Raw genomic sequence first — 25650 nt, 5'->3', positions numbered from 1 at the left:
TAGCGCTTGCCGATAAATAAAAGTAAATTATTATAATAGTTACGATATCTTACCTTTGAGTAAGCATATTGAGCCTCAAATTTTAAAACCCAAACTTGGTTTATAAGCATTACAACTGGGAGTCAAAGTGGATTTAGCAACGGTTATAGGCATTGTCGGCGCAGTCGGTTTCATTGTGATGGCAATGGTAATGGGTGGTGATCTTGGCATGTTTGTCGATGTGCCATCAGTATTAATTGTATTTTGTGGTTCATTATTCGTAGTGCTTTCAAACTACACGATGGGGCAATTTTTTGGCATAGGTAAAGTGGCTGGCAAAGCCTTTATGTTTAAAATTGAAGCGCCAGAAGAGTTAATCGAAAAATCAGTAGAGCTTGCAGATGCAGCCCGTAAAGGGGGCTTTTTAGCGCTTGAAGAAGCAGAAATTCCCAATCAATTTATGCGTAAAGGCATTGATATGTTGGTAGATGGCCACGACGCAGATGTGGTACGTGCTACACTACAAAAAGACATCAGCCTTACTACCACAAGGCACGAAGCCGGCGCTGGTTTATTTAAAGCACTGGGTGACGTTGCCCCTGCAATGGGCATGATTGGTACCTTGATTGGTCTGGTTGCGATGTTATCTAACATGGATGACCCAAAAGCGATTGGTCCTGCGATGGCGGTAGCTCTTTTAACAACCCTGTATGGTGCGTTCCTTGCCAACGTAATTGCCATTCCTATTCAAGCTAAACTTGAAAACCGTAAGGATGAAGAAGCATTAAACCAAAAACTTATCTTAGATGCGATTTTAGGTATTCAAGATGGACAAAACCCAAAAGTAATTGAAGGTATTTTGAAAAACTACCTAGCTGAATCTAAACGTGCAGTAGATACCGAGGGGTAAGTTATGTCGGACGAAGCTGAAGAATGTAAATGCCCGCCCCCCGGACTGCCGGCTTGGATGGGCACCTTTGCTGATCTGATGTCGCTTTTAATGTGCTTCTTCGTATTATTATTAGCGTTTTCAGAAATGGATGTGTTGAAATTCAAGCAAATTGCTGGCTCGATGAAGTTTGCATTTGGTGTACAAAACAAAATCGAAGTAAAAGACATTCCAAAGGGTACCAGTGTAATCGCTATGGAATTTCGCCCTGGTAAGCCTGACCCTACACCAATTGAAACCATTCAACAGCAAACCGTTGAAATGACTCAGCAAATGTTGGAGTTTCAAGCGGGTGAAGAAGACAGTGCCGGTGGTAGGCAAGAGCAACGCGGTAATCGTCGCGGTGGTGAATCATCAAGTACCTCAAAAGAAACTGCCAGTGAAGCACAACAAGAAAAAACTAATGAGCTGCTGAAGAAAATAGCGCAGCAACTTGAACAACAAATTATTGATGGTGCAATTGAACTTGAATCATTAGGGCAGCAAATTATTATTCGCATTCGTGAAAATGGCTCATTCCCATCGGGCAGTGCGTTTTTACAACCGCAATTTAAGCCAATTATTCAAGAAATCGCAGTATTACTTAATGATGTACCAGGTGAAATCACAGTATCAGGTCATACTGACGATTTTCAGGTAAGTAATGAGCTGTATACCAATAACTGGGATTTATCAGCAAAACGAGCGGTTGCAGTAGCAACTGAAATGCAAAAAGCACCGTCGTTTGATAAAGGCCGTATGGTGGTGATTGGCCGAGCAGATACAAGGCCGATAGAGCCAAATGTAGATGACGAGTCGCGCCGCCGAAATCGTCGTGTTGAAATCTCAATTATGCAAGGTAAGGCAAAAGAGTCGACACCAATCGATTTACAGTAAACATAAACCACAGTTGATACAAAAAAGGCCTCATTACTATGAGGCCTTTTGCTTAACTAATATTAACTTTGGATAGACAGTTAGCTAAATTAGAAGCGATAAGTTACCGAACCACCAACTGTGCGTGGGTCAATAATTGCTGCGTAACCATCAGGGTAGCGTCTGCCCGCAGGCTCAAACACTGTTGTCGCTTGTTTATCTGTCAGGTTGTTAACAAACGCATTAATAATCCAGTTTTCCAGTTCGTAATTTAGCGACACACGGGCAACGCTATAATTACCCGCCATACGCTCTTCACTATTAGTGATTTCACCATAATATTCATCGACATAATTAATTGATGCTTGCGCCGATAAAGCATCGGTTAGCCAGTAACTTGCGCCTAAGTTAGCAGTAATGCCTGGCGCTGAGCTTAGTTCATTGCCGTTAACATGTTCGTACTCAGGGCTGGAGTCTTTAATTTCAGAGCGCATTAAGCCAAGGCCTGCATTTACTTTAAAGTCTTGAGTTAGCATTGCGCTTGCCTCTGCTTCAAAACCAAATGTTGTAACAGTATCAATATTAGAAATTCGACGGTTATAGTCAGTTGCTTGGTAGTCTGAATAGTCGTTATAGAAGAGGTTTGCACTTAGGTTGATATTGCCACTGTTAAGGCTTGAACGTACACCCGCTTCAAACGTATTTACCGATTCAGAATCGTAGTAGTAATATTCACCAGCATACCAATCCAGTGCACCGCCAGCGCCGTTATACCCTTTGCGCGCACTTACTGTTGCCGTTGTGTTGTTTGAAATTGCATACTGTAAAACCAGTTTAGGTAAGGTAATGGTATTTGCTTGGTCAAGCACTGACGCTTGATCCATCACAAAATCGCGATACTGTGACTCACGCTCAACACGGCCACCTGCAATTAAGGTAAAATCGTCAGCAAATACGAAGCTAGCTTCACCATAAATGGCTTTAGAGTCGCTTTCATCGTGGCCATGGTAAATTGAGCCACCAATACTTTGATAATCTTGTTCACGTTCAAAGTAGGCAAGGCCAACAAAGCCATAAAATTGTGCATTGTTTAATCCAAAACGCATTTTGCCATCAAGTGTTAGGTTGTCTTCATCTACCGTTAGGCTTTGCTGGTTAGCAATATTCATATCGTAGCTGTCAAAGCCCCATTGATAATCCATACCCGCTACTAATAAATCAAATGCGATGCTATTTGAAAGCTGATAGTCGAGTTTTACACTTAACGTGGTTGAGTCGGTATCCATATAACGTTGACCAGTTGGAATGTAATTCCACGGGTCATCCGCAGTGTAGTATTTTCGGCCGCTATCGCCTTTTTCTTGATTATCCGAGAGCGTAACTAAGGCTGAAAAATCTTTAACAGCGCTTGGCTGCCATAATAATTTTGCTTTTATACGGGTCGTTTTTAATTCGTTTAAGTCAAAATCTGGCTTATGCGTATCGTAAATAACACTGTTATCAAATGATTCACCATCAAGCAGTTGCCCAGTAAAGCGAAATGCCAGTTGCTCATCAATTAACGGACCCGATACCATAAATGAACTGTCAACATATTGGTTTTGATTGCGATAGCCTAACCTTGCTGCACCTTCCCAGTCGTAGCTTGGATCTTTGGTTTTTATGTAAATTAAACCACCTAAACTATTGCGACCGTTATTTGTTGATTGCGGTCCGCGAAACACCTCGATTTGTTCAATATCCCAAATGCCGCTGTCGCCTGTTAAATCAGCCATAAAGGGTTCAGTTACACCGTCAATTGATGTTGAAACACGCGCACGAGCACCACCAGTTACGCCATTAAATCCACTTGCAGAACCATTGCCTGTAACACCGCGAATATCCGGTACGGAGCCTGTAAGTGTTACCACGTTAGGAATTTCAGATACCGCTTGGCTAATGGTTATGTGTTGTAATGAACGCAGTGTTTCTTCTGCAATGACTGACACACTCGAAGCTGTATCTTTTAAGGTGCGGTCTGCTTTTTCACCAATCACAATAATTTTTTCTATTGATTCGAGAGTTTGATCATCTTCGGCTTTGCTAGCCGTTGAGTACAAAGAAGTTAAAACAAGTAAAGAAAGCGTGTGTAGTTTAAAATCACCAATCGTTTTAACGTTAGGCATTTGGGGTAATTCCTTTTTATAAGAGATTGAAAGTAGAGTTAAAAAACGCTATTCTAAATGCAAATGATTATCATGTAAATTATAACTTATCTCTTATTCACAACACTCGAAGGGGCAAAAATGGATTATTTTTCTGTGCTGCCAATAGCAATAATGCTGTTAGCAGTCGCGTTGTTGTATTTTTCTAATAAACATCAAATGGTGTTTGCCAAAACTTGGCCTAAACAATTAAGGCCTGTTGCCTATCTGCTTATTATCGTGGCAATCACCACTATGGCACTTAAATATGCACTTTCGGCAGCAATATTTATTAGCTTAATGGTGATTATGTTAAGCATTATTTTGCTTCCCACGTTCGCCCATTTAACTAAAGGAAAAACAAATGAGTGATTATGCAGGTAAGCAACAAATCAAAATGCAAGCTGATTGGTGGTCTAAAACCTTAGCGGGTATTTTTCTTGGACTGTTGCTGAGCTATGGCTTAATTGCGCTATTTGCGTGGTTTGGTCCAGACAATGTTAATCAAACTATTTCAAATGAACGCGCGTTATGGCGAGTGCAATTTAATATGTGGTTGGTTGCACCAATTTGGATGTGTGTATTGTCACTGATTTACTTGTTTAGAAGTGGCAAGCAGGCATGGCTCAAACTGGGTTTAGCAAATTTAGTTATTTATGGCGTTTGGATGGTATTAAGGAGTGCGCTATGAAAATCAAAAGCGATATTTTAAGGACATACCAAAACGTACACACTTGGACAGGTATTGTCGCAGGGCTATTTTTGTTTATTGGATTTTTTGCTGGCAGTATTACCATGTTTCGCTCAGCAATTGATGATTGGGCAACACCGCCAAGTTATCAGCTGCCACAAACTGATTTAGCAAGCATCGAAGCCGCATTACCGAAAGTGCTCGCCAATTACCCCGAAGCACAAAAAGAGTTAGTTATCAGCTTTGAAAATACGCAATCACCCTTTACTTGGTACAGCCAAGGCGGTGGTCGTGGATTGAGGCTTGATGACCAAACAGTGCACGCTACAGTTGATGAACAGGGTGAGATTATCACTCAAGATGCCACCGTAAATGAACTCTCTGGTTTGGTTGATATGTTGCATCGCACTGGCGGTATTTTAGGTGAAGTAGCAGGGCACCATATGTTGGGTGAATTTATTATGGGTTTTGCTGCGCTTTTGTATTTTATTGCGTTAGTGTCTGGAGTTATTTTCCTATTACCCACATTAACTAAGTCATTTTTTGCTCTTCGTAGCGCAAAAGGCGCCAATCGTTTTTGGCTTGATAGTCATAATCTAGTGGGTATTGCCAGTTTGCCATTTCATATCATTATTGCTTTTACTGCTGTGGTGTTTGCTTTTCACGATTTCTTCTATGCGGGGCTTTCGCAAGTGTATGGCGATAATGAACTGTTCCCAAGTGATCCACCTAACAAACAGGTATACGCGCTAGACCAATTACCAACGCTGTCAGATTATTTTGAAACAGCTGCAGCTTATGCGCCCGGTTACCAAGTGAGTGAAATTCGTTTGTCGGGGCTAAGTGGTGCGCGTGCCAATGCGGCGATTTCACTAGTAAACGAAAATGAAGTAATGCGCGGGCCAAATACCGATTTTATTTTTATGCACCCTTACACCCTCGACATTCAAACCAGCAGTATCTCAAGTGGTGATCAAGGTGTTTGGGTTAATGCGGTAAGTACTTACTTTGCGCTGCATTTTGGCAGTTATGGCGGTAACTTTGGCCGTTGGTTGTATTTTGTGATGGGGCTTGCCGGCGCATTTTTGTTCTACACTGGCAACTTACTTTGGCTTGAAAAGCGCAGGCAAAAGCAAGGTAAACAAACGAAGTCAGTGCAATTTATGGCAAAACTCACCATTGGGGTGTGCTTGGGCTCATTACTTGGGGTCATAAGTTGTTTTGCCCTCACTAAATGGCTAAGCATGACTAGCATAAATATTAACCATGCCTACATGTGGATTTACTATAGCTGCTTTATAGGGGCGCTTGCTTTAAGCTATTCAATTGGTGCAGCAAAAGCCGCGATAAGTTTAATTAAAGTCAGTATTGTGGCGTGTTTATGGGTGCCATTAACATCGATTATTGCGTTATTTATACCCTCTTTTGGCATTTGGCCTGCAAACGGGTTATCACAAATTGGTATAGAGCTTTTTGCGCTGCTGTGTGCCTTTATTTACTTTAAAGCACATCAAAAATGTGTAAAACGTTTCTACTCAGGCGAGCAAAATAGCATTTGGGCTTCGGCAAACCAACAAACACAGGCTATTGAAGTACCTCTCACTGTCACAAAGTAGCTTAATAGTAGTTATAACCAAATACACGCTAACAAACTTAGTTGCGCGTGTATTTGTAATATAATGAAATAACTTTTCATTAAAAAATACTTGTGTTTTTTAGCATATTCAGTAATTTGTAAGGTGCCTTAAGGCAAAACAACTACAAGGAGATAATTATGAAAACAGTAGATAAGTATTCTTATATGCCAGGTACCGGTGGTTCAGGCGGTGATCCAGATAAAAAGTAGATTTCAAAGTGAATCTTGTTGAGTTGCTCGTTATAACGGGCAACTATTATACTTCCATTATTTTTATTGCAGCTATTATTCTTTTTCTGCTTAAAGATAAGGAATCAGCGTTATTTGCCTTTGTAACTTTTGTATTCTTTTTCATTGGGATAACTTATTATCCGTTTTTGATCGAATGGGACTCTAATAAACTTTACAGATATCCTATTTGGATTTTACACGATACTTTGTGGATGGGGTTAATAGCTTATCTAGGGCTAAAGGATAAAATACATTGGCGCCAGTCAGTTCTTGGTCAGCTGTTTTGCATACCTCTACTTGCAGTTAATTTTTTTAGAGCATTGGATATGCAATTTATTCAAATGTATATATCAACAACTGCTTATAGGATTGTTTACCCTCTATGCGAGGTTGCAATTGTGTTGTTATGCTGGCTACCGATTTTTGTTTATTTAAAAAACAAACTCTTTACAAAACCACAACCCGCGTAATTCTTTATTAGCATCTATTCTGTAATGCGATATAGTTAGATGTAATTATATACAGTTAACTTGTTAACCTTGAAACTCTATAGTGTAGAAAAACCTTATTTAGGACGTGCTATTGCGCATACACTGCCTAAACCCGAAACTAACTTATCACTCTTAAAAATAATTGTGTTTTTGAGCATATAAAGAAATTTGTAAAGTGCCTTAAGGTAAAGCAACTACAGGAAGATAATTATGAAAACAGTAGATAAGTATTCGTATATGCCAGGTACCGGTGGCTCGGGTGGTGATAATGGTTCTGGCGGTAATGGAACTGATAAAAAAAGAATAAAGCATGCAACTTAACGAGCTGCTTATTTCATTAGGCAGATATCACACTTTATTAGTTATTCTCTCATTTATACTTCTTGTTATTTTAAAGCAAAAACAAGGAGCAATCTTTGCTGGAACTACCGCTTTTTTCTTTTTACTCGCTAATTTTTATTTCCCCTATTTAATCGAATGGGACTCTGGCAATTTATATCGTTATTTTGTTTGGTTAATGCATGATTTAACTTGGATGGGAACTATCGCTTATTTAGGGTTAAAAGATAAAGTCTCTTGGCGTCAATCTGTGCTTGGTCAGCTTTTTTGCATTCCTATTATTTGTCTTAATGCTTTTCGAGCGATGGATATGGGCTTTAATAGCTTTAACTTTTCACTTGTACCATATCAATTTATATACCCTGTGTTTGAAACAGCGATTGTAGCGCTCTGCTGGTTACCGATTTTTGTTTATTTAAAAAACAAACTCTTTGCAAAACCACAACCTGCTTAATTCTTTATTAGCATTTATTCTGTAATGCGATATAGTTAACTGTAATTATATACAGTTATTTATTTTGATTTGAAACTCTATATTGCAGAAAAACCGTCTTTAGGGCGAGCTATCGCAGATGCGCTGCCAAAACCTCATAAAAAAATGGATGGCCATATTATTGTGGGTAATGGTGATGTGGTGTCGTGGTGTATTGGTCATTTACTGGAACTTGCAGAACCCGACGAATACCATGAACGCTATAAAAAGTGGAATTTAGCTGATTTACCTATCGCGCCTGACAGTTGGCAATTAAAAGCCAAAGCCAAAACTCGCAAACAACTTACCCTGCTCAAAAAGCTAATTAAGCAAGCCAGCCAGCTTGTGCATGCAGGCGACCCTGACCGAGAAGGACAATTGCTGGTGGATGAAGTAATTAGTGAGGCAAAAGTATCAAAAACAAAACTTGATAGTACCGAACGTTTGCTGATTAGCGACCTTAATTTAAATGCCGTTAAAAAATCGCTTGCCAATTTAAAGTCGAATCGTGATTTTATACCGCTGTCTGTTTCTGCGTTAGCGCGTTCTCGTGCCGATTGGTTAATTGGCATGAATTTAACCCGTGCTTATACCATTAAAGGTAAACAAGGCGGTTATAGCGGAGTGCTATCAGTGGGTCGTGTGCAAACACCTATTTTAGGCTTAGTTGTACGTCGCGATTTAGAAATCGAAAACTTTGTTAGCCGCTCTTTTTTTGAAGTAATCGCCGAGAATATCACAGAACAAGGTGAGCAATTTCAAGCTAAATGGCTGCCAAGTGAGGCGTGCTTGCCATATCAAGATGAAGATGGCCGTGTGTTGCATAAGGGCCTCTGTGAAAATGTGATTAGCCGGATAACGGGGCAGCAAGGGCAGGTGTTATCTGTTGAAGAAAAAACTAAAAAACAAGCGCCGCCTTTACCTTATAATTTATCGGCACTACAGATTGATGCGGCAAAGCTATTTAAAATGCCAGCCAAAAAAGTATTGGATATTTGCCAAAGCTTGTATGAAAAGCACAAGTTGATTACGTACCCACGTTCAGATAATCGCTATTTACCAAATGAGCATTTTTTTGAAGCGCCACAAGTGCTTAGCGCAATGGAAAATAACAAAGGGCAAACAAGCGAGCTGATTGGAAACGCAGATACCTCGCTCAAGCATAAGTGTTGGAATGATAAAAAAGTAGAGGCGCACCACGCTATTATTCCCACCAGTAAAAAGCTTAAAAGTGCGAGCTTAGGCTTTGAAGAAGAAAAAATTTACGGTCTTATTTGCCGCCAATATTTAGCACTGTTTTACCCTGATTATATTTATCACGACACAACCGTGTTGGTTGAAATTGCTGGCGGTAAATTTAAAGCGACGGCAAAGCGCGAAAGCCAGCTAGGATTTAAAGTGCTGATGGGTAAAAGCGAATTAAAAGATGAAGTCACTCTGCCTGCGCTTTCAAAAGGACAACGATTTACCTGCCAACAAGGGCGCTTAGTTGAAAAGCAAACAGAGCCACCGCAACATTTTAACGATGCCACCTTGTTAAGTGCCATGACGGGTATTGCGCGCTATGTGGACGACGCTGAAATAAAAAAAATCCTGCGTGACACCGACGGCCTAGGCACTGAGGCCACACGCGCTGGCATTATTGAATTGCTGTTTAAACGCGGTTTTTTAGAGCGTCAAGGTAAACACATATTAGCCACCGAAACCGGCAAAGCCCTCATTAATGTATTACCTGAAAAATTAACAAAGCCCGATATGACAGCGCTTTGGGAAGCACAATTAACGCAAATCGCTGAAAAGCATGGTAGTTATACTAGTTTTATGTCACCTCTACTTAATGAGCTACAAGGGCATATTGAACTTGCCTGTAAAACACCTGTTAGTGGCTTTAATCATTTACCCCCGCCAAAACAAAAACCGTTTAAGCGCCGCTATAAACGCAAAGCAAAAACAACCAGTTAAGTAAAAAACCACATCCCACTTTTGGGATGTAGTTTTTTAAAAGTCATCCCAAAAGTGGGATGTAGTAAAAAACTTAAAACCGTAAATTAACTATAACTTATTGTTAATATTTATTTTTATTGTTTGGCACGCTCTTTGATACAAGTCTATTACCAATGCAAACAGATTAGGCATTTAAAATGGACATTATCAAAACTAAAAAAACACCGTTTTACAAAAAGAAAGCAGTAGTATTTTCAATGGCAGCTGCACTTTTTGCAGGCGCCGTCTATGGCGTTGCGAAGGTGGATTTTGCAAGTGCAACTGTTAAACGTTCAAACCTTCTTACAGCAGAAGTTAAAGCTGGTGAATTTACAATTAAGGTATCGGGTCACGGTGTATTAGCGCCGCGCGATGTGCGCTGGGTTGCCAGTAATGTTGAGGGTAAAGTAGAAAAAATTCTTATGAAGCCAGGCGCAGCGGTTAATCAAGGCGACTTAATTGTTGAACTTGCTAACCCTGAACTAAAGCAAAAAGTGGAAGAGTTACAGTGGGAGCGCACAGCGCTTGAAGCAGAGCTAGCTGCACTAAAAGTAAGCCAACAAACCAAATTACTGGATATGCAGGCAAGCTTGCTGCAAACCAAAATGGCCTACGATAAAGCCAATATGCGTTTGCAAGCAGAAGAGCAATTAATTCAAAAAGGCAACGCTACGGTGTCTCGCCTTGATTACGAAAGCTCAAAATTAACTGTGTCACAGTTAAAAGAAACCCTTGCGATTGATAAACGCCGTGAAATGCAACTTGGTGAAAATTTAAAGGCCAACCTTACCGCGCAGCAAGCGCGTTTGGAAAAGCTAAACAAAACCATTGAGCGTGCCGAATTTCAGCTTGCATCACTAAAAGTACTGGCGCCAGTTTCAGGTATTTTACAGGCAATGCCGCTTGAATTAGGTCAGCGAGTATCGCTTGGTAGTAATGTTGCTAAATTTGCTAAGCAAGATGATTTAATTGCTGAATTAAAAATCCCAGAGCTTAAAGCATCCGCTATCGCGCTTGGGCAGAGTGTATCGATTGATACTCGCTTTAACACCATTATGGGCATAGTGAAACGCATCGACCCTGCAGTTGTAGAAGGTACAGTGCAAGTGGATGTTGAGCTTGAAACTCCATTACCACAAGAAGCGCGTCCAGATCTTTCTGTTGATGGCGACATCATAGTCGCTAAAAAAAGTAACACCTTATATGTTCGCCGCCCAGCATTTTCGCAAGCTGAGCGCACCCTAAGTGCTTTTAAACTGGTTGAAAATGGCCGTTACGCTGAAAAAGTGGCGGTGACCTACGGTAAAGCATCAAGTACCGAAATTGAAATTGTAACTGGATTAGCCGTGGGTGATCAGGTGGTCATCTCTGAGCAAAGCGAATTTTCACGTCATGCACGTGTTGCGCTTAACTAATCCAAAACCACATTAATAACGAATTTTGAAGGAATAATAATATGAATACATTAATTAAACTAACAAACCTAAAAAAAGTATTTGCTACTGACGAAGTTGAAACTCACGCACTAAGCGAGATTAATTTAGATATTAAACAAGGCGAGTACGTATCAATTTCAGGCCCTTCAGGTTGTGGTAAATCAACCTTACTATCAATTTTAGGCTTACTGGATACCTGCTCAGGTGGCAGCTTTGAATTAAATGGTCATCAGGTTGCTGGGCTTGATCACAAACAGCGCGCATATATTCGTAACAAAGAAATCGGTTTTGTATTTCAATCGTTTAACCTGATTAGCGATTTAACGGTAGAAGAAAACGTTACGTTGCCACTAACTTATCGTAAAGACTTAAGTAAAGCAGAGCGTAAGCAAATGGCGCTAGCGGCGCTTGAAAAAGTTGATATGAGCCACAGAGCAAAGCATTACCCAGCGCAACTTTCAGGTGGTCAGCAGCAACGTGTTGCTGTAGCGCGTGCCATTGTTGGTAACCCTTCAATTATTCTTGCGGATGAACCAACCGGTAACCTTGATTCGAAAAATGCAGAGCTAGTAATGGCGTTGCTAGACAAGTTACATGCAGAGGGCACCACCATTTGTATGGTTACTCATGACCCGCGTGGTGCAAAACGTGCAGAACGTATTGTAGAAGTATTTGATGGCCGCATTGTTGGCGATACGCAAGCGCAAGTTGCAGTAGCATAAGGAGAAATACCATGTTAGACGATATTTTATATGCTGTTCGTGGGATGCTTAAAAACCCACGTTTTGCAGCGCTAACCACCTTTGTTATGACCATTGGTTTAAGCTTATGTATTTATATGTTTAGCTTTATTTTCAATACGCTAAGCGGCACTATCCCACTTGAAGATGGCGAGCGTTTACGCAAAGTGACAACGGTAGTAAACGGTGTGGCGTATGATGGTACTTCAGTGCGTTACCAAGAATACTTGGACATTGTAAATCAACAAACCAGCTTTGAGTTTCTAGATGCTTACGATACTTACACAGTAACCGTTTCAACCAGTGACCGTGCTATTCGCTATTCATCACACTTTGTAAGTGAAGAATTCTTTAAAGTATCAGAGGCAAAACCAGCGCTTGGTCGCTTATTAACAAAAGCTGACTCTACTAGCAATGAGCGTGTGGTGGTGTTAGGTGATTTAGTGTGGCGTGAAATGTTTGCGTCAGACCCAACAATCGTCGGTCAAAAAGTTCGTATCGATGGTAAAAACCATACAGTGGTAGGGGTAACAGAGCCTGGTTATCGTTTTCCTGACTTTGCCCAAATGTATATGCCTTTTAAAGTTGAAAGCCAAGGTATTGCACGAGAAGATTCTAACTTCGTAGCAGTTTACGGTGTACTAAAAGAAGGTGTTTCTGAGCAGCAGGCAAATCGCGAAATGGAGACCATTTTTGCGGAATTTGCACGCCAGTATCCAGAACTAAACTCAACAAAAATTGGCTTTGTTTGGACTTTCCAAATGGAAAAAATTGGTAAAGGCGGCGATGCGCTGGTACTTGCTATGGCGTTAGCTGTGATGTTTATTTTAGTTCTTGCGTGTGTGAACGTGGGTAACTTGTTGTTATCTCGCGCGATTGAACGCAACAAAGAAAGTGCCATTCGTACAGCGCTTGGTGCACCACGTTCGGTACTTATTCGCCAATTAATGTGTGAAAGCTTAATTATTAGTGTGCTTTCTGGCTGTTTAGCAGTATTAATTGCAGGCTATGGGTTAGATTTAACGTTTGACTACTTTTTAAATTCACTGCCAATTGAACCGCCATTTTGGTGGCAAGCAGGGCTTACGCAAACAAGCTTAATGATTACTGTGGTAACAGTGTTAAGCACAGTACTAATTACTGGTGGCTTACCAGCATGGCGTGCAACTAAAACCGATATTAATGCAGTATTGCGTGACGGTACACGCGGTGCGCAAAGCAAAACGGCGGGTCTACTTAGCAAGGTCATTGTTGGTTTAGAAGTAACTTTATCATGTGCGCTGATTATGCTTTCAGCGGCGATGCTTAATTTAGTAAGCAAAATGAATGACGCTGATTATGGTGTTGCGGTTGATAACCGTGTTGCAGCGCGAATTGCACTACCAAGCGAACGCTACGGAAAAGAAAACATTGAAAGAGCAAAACAGTACTATCAATCACTTGAAGAAAAGCTAACTGCAAACCCTGCAGTTGAAACTGTTACTTTTAGCCAGTCATTGCCGCATACCTGGGGTATTTTCCAAAATATCTCGGTTGAGGGAATAGATTATGGCAAAAACCCAAGTTATCCAGGTTCTAACGTCAGCATTGTTATGAACAACTATTTTTCAGCAATGGAAATGACATTACTGGAAGGGCGCTTTTTCAATAACAGCGATGCAGCAGGAGCAAGTCTAAATGCGGTTGTTACTAAAAACTTTGCTGAAAAACATTTAGCGGGTGAAAACCCAATTGGCAAGCGTATTAAATTAATGGAAATGGATAATGCAGTAGTCACAATTGTAGGTGTTACTAACAATGTCATATTCGGCCAACCTTTTGAGCACAATAGTGATAAAGCATCGATGTTTTTGGCTTATCAGCAGTTTCCTCGTTTGAATATGAATGCGGTAATTAAAAGTGCGTCAACAGCTCCTGCAACGCATAACCCTGTAAGCTTATTAAATAAAGCAGCGGTTGAATTAGATGCCGATGTTGCACCTTACAGTATTACCGATGTACAAGCTGGCATTGATAGCCGTTTATCGGGTATGAACTTTATTGCTAACATCTTTATCTTGTTTGCTATCTCGTCAATGGTGATTGCATTTAGTGGAATTTACGGTGTTATGGCTAACTCTATTGTGCAAAAAACACAAGAAATTGGTGTTCGCCGAGCGCTTGGTGCAGATAACAGCAACGTGTATAACCACTACTTAATGCAAGCGACAAAGCAGCTAGTGGCAGGCTTAATTTTAGGTATTCCAGCTGGTGTGCTATTAATAAAAATGCTAGAGCAAGGCAGTATGGCTGAGGGCTCGATGCTTGTTTATATTGGTGTACCCGTGTTAATTAGCTTGGTAATTGTTCTTGCAGTTGTGCTACCAGTTCGTAACGCACTTAATATGGAACCATCAAGTGCACTTAGACACGAATAGATAAAACTTAAAAAGCCAGTGCTTGCACTGGCTTTTTTCAATCCTAATTATTTATAAGGATTGGTATTATTTATTGATTTAACCCAAGTTAACTTTTACCCTAAAACCACTATCCCGCTTATGTCTAGGGTCTGTTGACCTTTCAAGTTCGTTTTTGCAGCAGTTTGATTGGGTTTTATACAAGGCAGAGGCTGCGTGGCATAGTTATTCTATGTGAGTCAGCCGATAACACAGTAGAAAAGCCAATCAAGCGCTGCCGAATGGTTCTTTTGAGCGCACTTTTATCATTGTTGCTCGATATTCGCTTAGATTACTAGGCCACACATCGAGCGCCGCGATAAAAGCACGCTTAAAGAGAACAAAAATAGAACAGCAAAGGTCAACAGACCCTAGTAGCCTTTGTGCTCTTATAAGCAAACAAGAATTAACGCAGTAAAGGATAAATTGTGTCTCATATTTTAATTGCTGATGACGATCCCAGTATTGTTGCCGCACTTCGCCTATTTTTAAAGAGCGAAGGGTTTAAAGTCACTACAGCAAGTTCACCAGCAGAAGCTGTTTTCTTTGTAAAACAAAACGACATTGATCTCGCTTTAATCGATTTAAATTATCACGCTGATACCACCTCAGGTCAGGAAGGTATTAATCTTACCGAACAGCTTGCAAGCCTTGATGAAAGCTTGGCAATTGTGTGTATGACCGGGTGGGCAAGTGTTGAAATCGCCGTGGAGGTAATGAAAGCCGGAGCGGGCGATTTTGTCGAAAAGCCGTGGGAAAACGAACGCTTATTAACGGTGATCACCAATCAGCTGAAACTGCGCGAGCAAAAGCTGCAAAACCAAGTGCTTAACCAAGAAAACCAAAACTTAAAAAGCGAACTAGCACAAAGTGATGGTGAGCTGATTGTTGAATCTGCCCCAATGAAAGCCCTGCTGGCACAACTAGAACAAATCGCCAAAGCCGATATCAATGTGTTGATCACAGGACCAAATGGCACCGGTAAAAGTTTACTCGCGCAGCATATTCATAATTTGAGTAACCGCAATAACGAGCGTTTTGTTTCGGTAAATATGGGCGCAATCAGCGAAAGTTTATTTGAGTCTGAACTATTTGGCCATGTAAAAGGCGCCTTTACCGATGCTAAGGAAAATCGTATTGGCCGCGTTGAGCTTGCCGAAAAAGGCACCTTGTTTATGGACGAAATTGGTAATATTCCACTGCCACAACAAGCAAAATTACTGCGCTTATTGGAAGAACACCAATTTGAAAAAGTTGGTTCAAGTAAAACGCAAACAGCGAACATTCGATTAATTTCAGCAACCAATGCCAATTTAGATGCGATGGTAGAAGATGCTACGTTTCGCCAAGATTTACTTTACCGGTTAAACACGTTTGTGGTGCGTTTACCAAGCTTAGCTGAGCGTAAAGATGACATCTTGCCAATGGCAAATAACTTTATTGCTAAAGCTGCCAAACGTTTTAACAAACCAGCACCGAGTTTATCGTCTGCTGCGTGTGATGCACTTTTGGCATACGATTGGCCGGGCAATGTACGTGAACTTTCTCATACGTTAGAGCGTGCGACGTTACTTGCTGTAAGCGAAATCAGCCCAGAGCATTTAATGCTAACGCCGACTGCAACTCAAGTTCCACAGGCTCAGGAACAAATAACCGCTAAGTACCAAGGCACAATGGATGAAATTGAAAAAGCTGTGATTGAACAGCGCTTAATGGAATATCAAGGTAATGCACTAGATACAGCAAAATCGCTTGGTTTAAGTCGCAGTGCGTTTTATCGTCGCCTCGATAAATTTGGTATTTAGTCGTGAAAAGCTTTTTTAATCAGCTACAACGTTCAGTGTTGTGGGCAGCGCTTCCGGGTAATTTTATTGCCTTGGTGATGATATGGCAGGCAGATTTCAGCATTTATTTGCAAGCACTGGTGAGTTTGTTACTAATTTTAGTGGTGGCGATTAATCTTTATTATTTGTTTGATAAATTAAACGAGCAGTTTTTATCGTTAGCAAATTTAGTTGAAGCGTTAAATGCAGGTGATTACACCTTGCGCGCCAAAGGGGCGGCTGAGTCATCGGCGTTCGGCGATTTAGTTCAGCAGATTAACCGACTTGCGGATAACTTATCTACCACTCGCTTTGAATACAAAGAAAGTCAGTTGTTATTAGCGAAACTGATTAAACAAATTGGTGTGATTATTTTCGCCTGTGATGAAAATCAAAAAATTACCTTGGCAAACCCTGCGGCAGAGCGCTTTTTTGAAAAATCTGAGTCCAAGTTGATTAACCATACACTTGCGGATTTAAATTTGGTTGATCTTGTAGATGCGCCAAATAATCAGTTAGTGATGGTTGCCAATAAACAAGCATCATCTCGCTTGCACTTATATCGTGATAATTTTAGAGAAGCAGGTAAGCAGCATAACTTATTTATTTTATCGGATTTAGAAACTGTACTGAGCCATCAAGAGCAAAAAGCATGGAAAGACTTAGTGCGTGTGTTAAGTCATGAAATTAATAATTCGCTGTCACCCATTATTAGCTTAACCGACACGATAAATAAAATATCATCGAGTTTGCCGATTGACGGCGAAGACAAAGAAGATATTCAAGGTGGCTTAACCATTATTGGCGAACGTGCAACCCGCTTAAAATCCTTTATTCAGGGTTATCGTCAACTTGCTACCTTGCCAGAGCCGCAAAAGAAACCGCATGATTTAGTAAAAATAATCTCAAGTAGTACAGAGTTACTAGGGTATCCCTGTAATTTACATTTAGCTGACAACTGCATACTTGAAGTGGATGCCGCCCAACTAGAGCAGTGTTTAATTAATTTATTGAAAAATGCCCATGAAGCAGCGCCACAGCAAACGATAGACGTCTCACTTAAACAAGATGCGCAACAAGTGGTAATTGAAATCAGAGATTTAGGCGCAGGGATAAGTAACCCTGACAACCTTTTTGTGCCTTTATACACCACCAAAAAACAAGGCACAGGTACAGGCCTTGCGCTGTGTCGCCAAATTGTATCAGCGCATAATGGGGTGATTTCACTTAGCAACCACCCAGAAAGTGGTTGCGTCGCGAAAGTAGTATTACCGCTTAGTTAAAACGGGCGATGGAATAAGGCGTAAGGTCAATTTGCGGTTTTGCGTCTTGTACTTCTGCTGATATTAGTTCAGCACTAATGGCCGCTAAGGTTAAGCCCAGGTGCTGGTGGCCAAAGTTAAAAAACACATTGTTGTGTTTAGGTGCGCGCCCGATCACAGGCAGTGAGTCGGGTAGTGTAGGGCGAAAACCCATCCACTTTTTATCTTGCTCAGGGTGGTCGTCTACCATATTTGGCCAAATAGATTCGCCAAGCTGCTTTAACATATCGGCACGGCGGTAGGTTGGTGCTTTTGAAAGACCTGCAAATTCTACTGTACCCGCAAGGCGAAGCCCTTCTTGCATTGGGGTTAGAATAAATTTCTTCTCAAATGATACAACTGGCATGGTGGGCATTTTCTCACTGGATACCATATAGTGGTAGCCACGCTCTGTGTCGATAGGTACTTTATAACCAAGCTGTTTGCAAAGTGCTTTTGAGTGTGCGCCGGTACACATTATTAATTTATCGAATACTAGCGCATCGTCTTTGGCATTTACGGTCACACCAGAGTCGCTTGAAAAAAGCGATGTCACTTCAACTTGCTTAAAATTAACGCCTAATGATTTTGCATAGTCAAACAGTGCTATGTTCAATTTATACGGGCTACAAGTATGACCTACATCGGTAAAGTAAAGAGCGTGTGTAATTGCTGGGTGTAACCCCGGTTGCAACTCATCTAATTCGTGTCTTTCTAATAACTTTACGTTTACGCCTTCTTTTTTATAGTGAGCACGTGTTGCTAGTGCATCTTTACGAGACTCTGACTCGAAGGTAAGTAAGCTGCCATTTAAATGGAATAGTGACTCGGTATTTGTTGTTTTAGTTAAACGCTGCCATGCGTTAATTGCCGACTGATTTAACTGTTTTAATGCATCTTTATTGCGATTAAATACACGCGGACGCATATTTGCTAAAAAACGCATAAACCAAGGCAGTGCTTTAAACAAATAACTCGGGCTAATTCGCAGAGCGCCTTTTGGGTCGAGCAACATTTTTGGTAGTTGTGGTAATAAAGATACCTGCGCGAGTGGAAATACCTGCTCTGTAGCAAAATGCCCGGCATTACCTTTTGAACAGCCTTCACTAATACCTTTGCTATCAAGCAGTGTTACTTGAAAGCCTTGTTGTTGTAGTTGAATCGCGGTTGAAATACCGATTACACCAGCGCCAATAACAGCAACGTTTTGATTAACCGAGCTAGAGATGTTTTTCATTTGATAAAAATATAACTTTACTTTGCATACAATATACATTAACTTAATCGGTATACAATGTACAGTATCACTTTTCGAAGTAAAAACAAATTAACCAAATAGGCTATTACACAATACAGCCGTTACACAGAATCATCTGGAATTTGGCGTTGGTTCTTACCTCTACTAGCTTTAGATACTGTGCTTAAGCTTTTTGTTTAGCATCAAATACTGAAGAAAATTAGCGGTTATGGTTGTTAACAACCACAATTCTTTTTATGTCAAAAGTGGATGCTAAAAAGCATTGGTGAAACGTATTTAAAGCAATTGCAATTATGTAGCTATAGCAAAATATGTTTTTTAAAAAATTAGGCTTTCCCCTTTAGCCGAGGTGCGCAATTTTTTGCGCGCCTATTTCGAATAAAGTGAAGTAAAAATAAATAGGAGTGCAGCAAGTGAAAAAAGGGACCTATTTTTGTATTGATGCCCATACCTGTGGCAATCCAGTCAGATTAGTTACGTCAGGCCACCCTGTGCTTGAAGGTAAAACGATGGGCGAAAAACGCATGCACTTCATGCGCGAATATGACTGGATCCGCCAGTCGTTGATGTTTGAACCTCGCGGCCATGACATGATGTCGGGTGCATTTTTGTATCCACCTTGCTCAGATAATGCTGATGCATCAATTTTATTTATTGAGACCTCAGGCTGCTTACCAATGTGTGGACACGGCACTATTGGTACCTTAACCGCAGGTTTAGAAGCGGGCCTTATCCAACCAAGAGTACCGGGTAAATTAGTAATTGATGTGCCAGCAGGGCAGATTAATGTTGATTACCAAATGACGAATAATAAAGTTGATTGGGTAAAAATTTATAATGTTGCTGCTTATTTAGCGCATCGAGATATTGAAATTGACGTGCCAGAACTTGGCAAAATCAAACTTGATATTGCCTACGGTGGTAATTTTTACGCGATTGTTGAGCCTCAGGAAAACTTCCCTGGCATTGATAAGTGGACACCTGGCGATATTTTAAAATTTAGTCCTTTGGTACGTGAAATTGCGGGTCGTGCAGTGGAGTGTGTTCACCCAGAAGATCGTAATGTCAAAGGACTTTCTCACGTTTTATGGACAGGTGCGCCAAAAACTGAAGGTTCTACTGTTGCTAATGCAGTGTTTTATGGTGATAAAGCCATAGATCGAAGCCCTTGTGGTACAGGTACATCAGCACGTATGGCGCAGCTGCATGCCAAAGGTTTATTAAAGCCAGGCGAAAAGTTTGTTCATGAAAGTATTATTGGTAGCCAGTTTGTTGGCACCATCGAAGCCGTAACTGAAATTGGTGGTATCACTGCGATTAAGCCATCAATTCAAGGTTGGGCAAAAATTACCGGATACAACCAGATACTAGTGGATGATGATGATCCCTACGTAAATGGTTTCCAACTTGTTTAAGGGGAGAGTAAATGTTTACAGGATTAAGCTTTATTAATAACGAATGGTCTTCACAAGGTGAAGGTTCGTTTAACGCAATAAATGCATTTGACCATACGCCACTTGAGCCTGCATTTAAAAACTGTAGCCTTGAGCAGTTAGCACAAGCATGTGATGTGGCAGATGCTGCATTTAAGATTTATCGTAAAACCACTAAAGCCCAGCGTGCTGCGTTTTTAAATACGATTGCTGATGAGCTTGCAAGCAAAGAAGATGAGCTGGTTGCACGCACACCACTAGAAACGGGTTTACCTGAAATGCGTATTAAAGGTGAGCTAGGTCGTACTGTTGGTCAGTTACGTTTATTTGCTGCAAATTTAGAAAAAGACGCTGAGTTTATCGCTGAAGATGCAGCATTACCTGAGCGTCAGCCTTTACCGCGTCCAACATTAAAAATGGCAAAAATTGCTATTGGTCCGGTAGCGGTTTTTGGTGCAAGTAATTTCCCTCTTGCCTTTAGTGCGGCAGGTGGTGATACAGCATCGGCATTAGCGGCAGGTTGCCCTGTGGTTTATAAATCTCACTCGGCACACCCTGGTACCAGTGAAATTGTGGTACGTGCGATTGAAGCGGCAATTACTAAATGCGATATGCCAAAAGGTGTTTACCAGTTACTTCATTCGAAAAGCTACGATGTAAGTCATGAATTAGTGAAAAATCCAAAAATCCAAGCAGTTGGTTTTACTGGTTCGTTTGGTGTGGGTATGGCACTGCAAGACAGCATTAAACAACGCAAGCAGCAAATTCCATTTTATGGCGAGCTGGGCTCTACTAATCCGCAAGTATTGCTTTCTGGTTTTGTTAAAGGCCAAGAAGAAAAACTAGCGGCTACATTTATTGCATCGCTAAATATGGGCGCAGGCCAATTTTGTACAAACCCAGGTTTATGGCTTATTGCTGAAGAAGAAGCTGAAAGTTTCAAACAAGCTGTGGCTAAAGAGGTGGAAGTTTCTGCTCCGCAAGCCATGTTAACGCCTGCGATTTTAAAAGCGTATAAATCAGGATGTGAAAACTTCGCAAATAATGCAACGCTTGTTGCAAGTGGTCAATCTGAAGAGCTTCGTTGTAGTACGCAAGTATTTGCCACGACTGCAACAGAATTTAGAAACAACAAAGCATTACATGAAGAAGTATTCGGGCCTGCTGCGTTAATGGTAACGTATTCATCAAACGATGAGCTTGTCGCTTTAATTGATGAACTAGAAGGTCAATTAACTGCAACCATTCATGGTAGTGAAGCATTGGTTCAGCAACACGCTGACATTGTGGATGCGTTAAGTTATGCGGTTGGCCGTTTAATATACAACCAAATGCCAACGGGTGTGGAAGTGTGCGATGCGATGATGCATGGTGGTCCATTCCCAAGTTCAACAGATGTACGTAGTACTTCTGTAGGTAGCCAAGCAATAGAACGATTCTTGCGTCCTCTATGTATACAAAATGCCTTTTAGAGTTCGTATGAAATAATTGTGTGTTCCCGTTCTAAGGTAAAAGGCCAGCTATGCTGGCCTTTTTTTATAATTTGTATAAACTATTGCCAAGTTTATACAAAATACAAAGAGATAAAATGGGGCTAGCATATAAAACACGTACCGAATTTGTGGTTGATGCGATTCGTGAAAAAATCTTAAAAGGCGAAGTAAAAGCCGGTCAGCCATTACGCCAAGCGGCGCTTGCTGAAGAACTAGATGTGAGCCGTATTCCTGTACGTGAGGCCCTATTACAACTTGAAGCTGAAGGCTTAGTTAAATTCCAAGCGCACAAAGGCGCAATTGTGACTGAGTTAAATGCAGCACATGTTGATGAATTATTTGAATTGCGTGCCATGTTAGAAGCCGATTTACTAGCGCGTTCAATTCCAAATATGAATCCTGAAGATTTTGATCATGCAGAAACGCTTTTGGCAAAGTTAGATGAAGCATTAACTCATGAAGACAGCGCAAACTTATGGGCTGATCTTAATACTAGCTTTCACACTTACTTATACCAAGCCGCTGAACGCCCGCAAACGTTAGAAGTAGTTAATATTTTAAATAAGAACTCTGACCGCTATATTCGCATGCATTTATTATTGGCTGGTGGTATTAAAAAGGCGGGTGGCGAGCATAAGCAGTTAATTGACTATTGCCGTGCTGGTGATACAAGTAACGCATGCCAATTACTTAAGCAGCATATTCTTGGTGCTAAAGAAGAAATCAAAGCGTTACTGATTGAAGAATAAAATCAAGAGAATTAAAAAAACCAGCCTGATGTGGCTGGTTTTTTGTTTTAATGCTTAGTTGCAAAAGCCCAGAGCAATTACTTTTTAATTAATGGTAACTGCTTCTCACTCCAAGCAAGGTAGTCACCTTCTAAATGTTTTAATTTAAATCCTTTTTCAGACAATGCCTTTTCAAATAAACCTGCACGACGGCCAGAACGGCAATACACAACCAGGGTTTTGTCTTTTAACGATTCCAATACCGACATATTTTCTTCAATTTGATTATGAGGAATATTGAGTGCGCCTTTAACATGCCCGTCATTAAATTCTTCAACTGAGCGAACATCGATAATCGTATAGGCATTGTCAGACATTTGGTTTTCTAATAACTGTTGTTGGCTAATAACAGGTGTATTAGCAAAACATGCAACACTAAATAGTAGCGATGCGATAAATAAAATATGTTTCATGTGTGTTGTCCTTTAGTTATTATTAAATAAATCGACTGCTGCTTGGCTCATGGCGGTTACCCCTGTTTTAATGGTCAGTGGGTAATCCGGAGCAAACTTACTTGAATGAAGTGAAGGTAGTTTAGCGCCATTTTTCATTGCGTTCTCGTATTCTGTAGGATTAACTCCGCCAAGCCAAAAAATAGTGATTGGCACATTTTCATCGGTGCGGCCAAACAGACCAAAATCCTCACCCGCCATTACTGGTTCAGCTTTTAATATATTGGCTTCACCAATGGCTTTTTTAATACTCGCGGTGACACGTGTTGCAAGCTCTGGATTATTGTAAGTAGACGGAATACTTTCAGATTCATGTACGATTACTTCAGGTAACTCGTTTTCTGAAAGACCGGCACTAAGTGCAATCCCTTTAGTAATTCGCTTAATTGCTGCAATTTGTTGATTACGTACATCGGGGTTATACGAGCGTAATGTCAGCTGCAACTTTACTTGATTAGAAATGATGTTGTGTTTTGAGCCACCATGGATCGAACCCACAGTAATCACGCTAGGTTCTAACGGTGAGATTTCTCGGCTAGCAATGGTTTGTAATGCAAGTACAGTACGTGAGGCAAGTACCACGGGGTCAATAGTCGTATGAGGATAAGCGCCATGGCCACCGCGACCTTTTATAATTACATCGACAGAGTCAACATTTGCTAGCGCATAACCTGGAGCAATAGCGACTTTACCTGCAGGTGCTGATGCACTTACGTGTAGGCCAACAACATAGTCAGGTTTGGCAAATTTAGAATAAAGGCCTTCTTTTAACATAGCCTTTGCACCGCCACCAACTTCTTCAGCTGGTTGCGCAACCATCATTAATGTACCTTGCCAATCATCTTTGTGTTCTACTAGCTGTTGAGCTGTACCTATAAAACTCGTCATATGAATATCATGACCACAACCATGCATCACACCTACTTTATTACCGCTTTTATTTATCACGGTTACTTTTGAAGCGTAATCTTTATTAGTTTCTTCTATTATTGGTAGACCATCGGTATCTGCTCGTAGCATGACCGTTGGTCCATTACCATTTTTGAAAATACCAACTACGCCAAAACCGCCAACATTTTCAGTAACACTAAAACCAAGATGAGTTAATTCTTTAGCAAGCTTATTTGCAGTTTGTTTTTCTTGGTATGAAAGTTCAGGGTGTTGATGAAGATGTTTATAAAGTGAGTTTAATGCGTTTTGCTGGGAGATATCGGGTGTATATTGATTGGCTGTAACGGCACTGCTTGTGATGATTAAAGCGCTAAGTAATACAAATTTCATTTGCTATTCTCTTATTCAGCATTGTTTTTTAATTATATTGCCTCCATATTGACACTAATTAAAGTTAATAATTAATTAATATGAACAATATTATTGAACTAACAGCAGATAGCTTTTCACAGGTCATTTCAGAGACCGCTCCAGAAACATTAATCGCATTATACTTTTATACTCAGCAAGCACCTGAATGTGCAGAGATGACATCAATGCTTGAAGCGAAAGCAGTGCAGTACTCACAGAACTTACTTTTAGCTAAGCTTAATTGTGATGTAGAGCAAGCATTAGCATCTCAACTTGCGCAGCAAATTGGTCTGCAAGGTATTCCTGCAATTTTACTTTTAAAAGGCGGCACTCCGGTTGATATGTTGCCAGGTCCGCAAACACAAGAAATGCTAGATGCTGCACTTGAAAAGCATTTACCAAATGCAGAAGACTTATTAGTAACCCAAGCACAACAACTTTTAAGTCAAGGCAATTTCTCAGAAGCCTATACAAAAGCAAAGCAGGCTTATGATGTAAATGCACAAAATAGTAAGGTTAAACTAATTCTTGCTGATATCTGCTTAAATATACAAAAAGTGGATGATGCAGATGCATTACTTGCAACGATCCCAATGGTTGACCAAGATGCCTACTTTAACAACTTAAAGGCAAAGGTTGAGTTAGCTCAGCAGGCAAAAGACTCGCCAGAGATAAAGCAATTAGAAGCAGACATTGCCAACGACGAAACTAACTTTGACGCAAAAGTTAAATTAGCTGTTCAATATGATCAAGTAGGGCGTAAAGAAGAAGCTTTAGAAACATTGTTTTCTGTATTACAAAAAGATTTAGCATTTGGCGATGCGCGTAAAATGTATCTTGATGTAATAGCAACCTTACCAGATGGTGATGAATTAGCGGCTAGATACCGTCGTAAGCTATACAGTATCTTATATTAATAGTTAGCTGATTAATGAAAGGAACCAAAAGGCTCCTTTTTTATTTCATATTGTTTTAAAAAATCTGACATATAAATTTGCAATCCTGAAAGATTGTTCGATACTTAAATTCCTCTTTTTGAGTTCAAATGCCCAAAATCGTACGTTAAACATACGGTTTTGTAGCCTTGATGTTAAATTTAGAATTAAATCGCTATTTTTTACAAAAAACTTAAAAAAAAGGGTTGATCCAAATTCGGATCTCTCTATAATGCGCCTCCACCAACACGGGGAACGACGCAGCATAGCAGCGAATCACGAGTTGGTTGAGTCAAGTAAAACTCAGTTTTGAAAGTTTTTAAAAATAATCAAAATTAAGTGTTGACAAAAAAATAGGAAAGCGTAACATACGCAGCCCTAACAGCGACAAAGCGTCGCGGCAAACACAAGGTTGTTTGCACTGTTCTTTAAAAATTTAAGCAAT

Annotated in this window: 21 protein-coding genes; 17 read left to right on the top strand and 4 right to left on the bottom strand. The window is 40.5% G+C overall.

Annotation, left to right across the window (positions count from 1 at the left end; translation table 11 throughout):
• The first annotated feature begins 127 nt into the window (after nt 1-127).
• On the top strand, nt 128-889 hold the full coding sequence (pomA, locus tag AAEU29_RS15285) for a flagellar motor protein PomA (RefSeq protein ID WP_421974129.1): 762 nt from the start codon (nt 128-130) through the stop codon (nt 887-889).
• Nucleotides 890-892: 3 nt separating this feature from the next.
• A complete protein-coding gene (locus AAEU29_RS15280) occupies nt 893-1804 on the top strand; it encodes a flagellar motor protein MotB (protein WP_421974128.1) in 912 nt (303 codons plus the stop codon).
• 89 nt (nt 1805-1893) lie between these two features.
• Here the strand turns inward: AAEU29_RS15280 and AAEU29_RS15275 are convergent, their stop codons facing one another.
• Nucleotides 1894-3948: a TonB-dependent receptor gene (locus AAEU29_RS15275; protein WP_421974127.1), complete on the bottom strand. Its 2055-nt coding sequence runs from the start codon at nt 3946-3948 to the stop codon at nt 1894-1896.
• Nucleotides 3949-4068: 120 nt separating this feature from the next.
• Here AAEU29_RS15275 and AAEU29_RS15270 point away from each other — a divergent pair, with 120 nt between their 5' ends.
• The 11 genes from AAEU29_RS15270 (at nt 4069) to AAEU29_RS15220 (ending at nt 17526) form a co-directional block, all read left to right on the top strand.
• Nucleotides 4069-4338 carry a hypothetical protein gene (locus tag AAEU29_RS15270; RefSeq protein ID WP_421974126.1) on the top strand — a complete coding sequence of 90 codons (270 nt, stop codon included), beginning with the start codon at nt 4069-4071 and terminating at the stop codon, nt 4336-4338.
• Nucleotides 4331-4657, top strand: a complete 327-nt coding sequence (locus AAEU29_RS15265; protein WP_421974125.1) for a hypothetical protein — start codon at nt 4331-4333, stop codon at nt 4655-4657. Before AAEU29_RS15270 ends, AAEU29_RS15265 begins: the two co-directional genes overlap by 8 nt.
• Complete coding sequence (locus tag AAEU29_RS15260) at nt 4654-6273, top strand: PepSY-associated TM helix domain-containing protein (protein WP_421974124.1); 1620 nt, start codon at nt 4654-4656, stop codon at nt 6271-6273. Before AAEU29_RS15265 ends, AAEU29_RS15260 begins: the two co-directional genes overlap by 4 nt.
• A 238-nt stretch (nt 6274-6511) precedes the next feature.
• Nucleotides 6512-6994, top strand: a complete 483-nt coding sequence (locus AAEU29_RS15255; RefSeq protein WP_421974123.1) for a hypothetical protein — start codon at nt 6512-6514, stop codon at nt 6992-6994.
• Nucleotides 6995-7325: 331 nt separating this feature from the next.
• Nucleotides 7326-7808 (top strand): hypothetical protein, encoded by a 483-nt coding sequence (locus tag AAEU29_RS15250; protein ID WP_421974122.1) that lies wholly within the window; start codon nt 7326-7328, stop codon nt 7806-7808.
• Between the two features lie 69 nt (nt 7809-7877).
• Complete coding sequence (locus AAEU29_RS15245) at nt 7878-9788, top strand: DNA topoisomerase III (protein WP_421974121.1); 1911 nt, start codon at nt 7878-7880, stop codon at nt 9786-9788.
• A gap of 179 nt (nt 9789-9967) precedes the next feature.
• Nucleotides 9968-11224 carry an efflux RND transporter periplasmic adaptor subunit gene (locus AAEU29_RS15240; RefSeq protein ID WP_421974120.1) on the top strand — a complete coding sequence of 419 codons (1257 nt, stop codon included), beginning with the start codon at nt 9968-9970 and terminating at the stop codon, nt 11222-11224.
• Between the two features lie 41 nt (nt 11225-11265).
• Nucleotides 11266-11967 carry an ABC transporter ATP-binding protein gene (locus AAEU29_RS15235; protein ID WP_421974119.1) on the top strand — a complete coding sequence of 234 codons (702 nt, stop codon included), beginning with the start codon at nt 11266-11268 and terminating at the stop codon, nt 11965-11967.
• An 11-nt stretch (nt 11968-11978) separates the two neighbouring features.
• The gene (locus AAEU29_RS15230; RefSeq protein WP_421974118.1) at nt 11979-14402 is read left to right on the top strand and encodes an ABC transporter permease; all 2424 of its coding nucleotides are present in this window, start codon (nt 11979-11981) and stop codon (nt 14400-14402) included.
• Between the two features lie 446 nt (nt 14403-14848).
• Nucleotides 14849-16225 (top strand): sigma-54-dependent transcriptional regulator, encoded by a 1377-nt coding sequence (locus tag AAEU29_RS15225; RefSeq protein WP_421974117.1) that lies wholly within the window; start codon nt 14849-14851, stop codon nt 16223-16225.
• A gap of 2 nt (nt 16226-16227) precedes the next feature.
• Nucleotides 16228-17526: a sensor histidine kinase gene (locus AAEU29_RS15220; protein WP_421974116.1), complete on the top strand. Its 1299-nt coding sequence runs from the start codon at nt 16228-16230 to the stop codon at nt 17524-17526.
• Here the strand turns inward: AAEU29_RS15220 and AAEU29_RS15215 are convergent.
• Entirely contained in the window at nt 17519-18781 is a 1263-nt protein-coding gene (locus tag AAEU29_RS15215; RefSeq protein WP_421974115.1) for an NAD(P)/FAD-dependent oxidoreductase, read from the bottom strand. The genes AAEU29_RS15220 and AAEU29_RS15215 overlap by 8 nt on opposite strands.
• Before the next feature lie 434 nt (nt 18782-19215).
• Between AAEU29_RS15215 and AAEU29_RS15210 the strand changes: the two genes are divergently transcribed.
• The 3 genes from AAEU29_RS15210 (at nt 19216) to AAEU29_RS15200 (ending at nt 22477) form a co-directional block, all read left to right on the top strand.
• The gene (locus AAEU29_RS15210) at nt 19216-20217 is read left to right on the top strand and encodes a 4-hydroxyproline epimerase (protein ID WP_421974114.1); all 1002 of its coding nucleotides are present in this window, start codon (nt 19216-19218) and stop codon (nt 20215-20217) included.
• Nucleotides 20218-20228: 11 nt separating this feature from the next.
• Nucleotides 20229-21707 carry an aldehyde dehydrogenase (NADP(+)) gene (locus AAEU29_RS15205; RefSeq protein WP_421974113.1) on the top strand — a complete coding sequence of 493 codons (1479 nt, stop codon included), beginning with the start codon at nt 20229-20231 and terminating at the stop codon, nt 21705-21707.
• Between the two features lie 116 nt (nt 21708-21823).
• Nucleotides 21824-22477 carry a GntR family transcriptional regulator gene (locus AAEU29_RS15200; RefSeq protein ID WP_274763102.1) on the top strand — a complete coding sequence of 218 codons (654 nt, stop codon included), beginning with the start codon at nt 21824-21826 and terminating at the stop codon, nt 22475-22477.
• Between the two features lie 77 nt (nt 22478-22554).
• On the opposite strand, the gene AAEU29_RS15195 is transcribed toward AAEU29_RS15200, so the two are convergent.
• Both AAEU29_RS15195 and AAEU29_RS15190 read right to left on the bottom strand, forming a co-directional pair.
• Nucleotides 22555-22929: a rhodanese-like domain-containing protein gene (locus AAEU29_RS15195; protein WP_421974112.1), complete on the bottom strand. Its 375-nt coding sequence runs from the start codon at nt 22927-22929 to the stop codon at nt 22555-22557.
• Between the two features lie 12 nt (nt 22930-22941).
• Nucleotides 22942-24249: an amidohydrolase gene (locus AAEU29_RS15190; RefSeq protein WP_421974111.1), complete on the bottom strand. Its 1308-nt coding sequence runs from the start codon at nt 24247-24249 to the stop codon at nt 22942-22944.
• Between the two features lie 80 nt (nt 24250-24329).
• On the opposite strand from AAEU29_RS15190, the gene AAEU29_RS15185 reads away from it, so the two are divergent.
• The gene (locus AAEU29_RS15185) at nt 24330-25187 is read left to right on the top strand and encodes a tetratricopeptide repeat protein (RefSeq protein WP_421974110.1); all 858 of its coding nucleotides are present in this window, start codon (nt 24330-24332) and stop codon (nt 25185-25187) included.
• The last annotated feature ends 463 nt before the right edge of the window (nt 25188-25650 follow it).

It is taken from the genome of Pseudoalteromonas aquimarina (genome assembly GCF_049257255.1).
Lineage (GTDB): Bacteria > Pseudomonadota > Gammaproteobacteria > Enterobacterales > Alteromonadaceae > Pseudoalteromonas.
This window is presented reverse-complemented; position numbering and strand designations above follow the sequence as displayed.

Bases quoted from the DNA above. Each gene is read 5' to 3' on its own strand.
- AAEU29_RS15280 (WP_421974128.1), top strand. From the start codon at position 893: ATGTCGGACGAAGCTGAAGAATGTAAATGCCCGCCCCCCGGACTGCCG.
- AAEU29_RS15275 (WP_421974127.1), bottom strand. From the start codon at position 3,948: ATGCCTAACGTTAAAACGATTGGTGATTTTAAACTACACACGCTTTCT.
- AAEU29_RS15270 (WP_421974126.1), top strand. From the start codon at position 4,069: ATGGATTATTTTTCTGTGCTGCCAATAGCAATAATGCTGTTAGCAGTC.
- AAEU29_RS15265 (WP_421974125.1), top strand. From the start codon at position 4,331: ATGAGTGATTATGCAGGTAAGCAACAAATCAAAATGCAAGCTGATTGG.
- AAEU29_RS15260 (WP_421974124.1), top strand. From the start codon at position 4,654: ATGAAAATCAAAAGCGATATTTTAAGGACATACCAAAACGTACACACT.
- AAEU29_RS15250 (WP_421974122.1), top strand. From the start codon at position 7,326: ATGCAACTTAACGAGCTGCTTATTTCATTAGGCAGATATCACACTTTA.
- AAEU29_RS15240 (WP_421974120.1), top strand. From the start codon at position 9,968: ATGGACATTATCAAAACTAAAAAAACACCGTTTTACAAAAAGAAAGCA.
- AAEU29_RS15235 (WP_421974119.1), top strand. From the start codon at position 11,266: ATGAATACATTAATTAAACTAACAAACCTAAAAAAAGTATTTGCTACT.
- AAEU29_RS15230 (WP_421974118.1), top strand. From the start codon at position 11,979: ATGTTAGACGATATTTTATATGCTGTTCGTGGGATGCTTAAAAACCCA.
- AAEU29_RS15215 (WP_421974115.1), bottom strand. From the start codon at position 18,781: ATGAAAAACATCTCTAGCTCGGTTAATCAAAACGTTGCTGTTATTGGC.
- AAEU29_RS15205 (WP_421974113.1), top strand. From the start codon at position 20,229: ATGTTTACAGGATTAAGCTTTATTAATAACGAATGGTCTTCACAAGGT.
- AAEU29_RS15200 (WP_274763102.1), top strand. From the start codon at position 21,824: ATGGGGCTAGCATATAAAACACGTACCGAATTTGTGGTTGATGCGATT.
- AAEU29_RS15195 (WP_421974112.1), bottom strand. From the start codon at position 22,929: ATGAAACATATTTTATTTATCGCATCGCTACTATTTAGTGTTGCATGT.
- AAEU29_RS15190 (WP_421974111.1), bottom strand. From the start codon at position 24,249: ATGAAATTTGTATTACTTAGCGCTTTAATCATCACAAGCAGTGCCGTT.
- AAEU29_RS15185 (WP_421974110.1), top strand. From the start codon at position 24,330: ATGAACAATATTATTGAACTAACAGCAGATAGCTTTTCACAGGTCATT.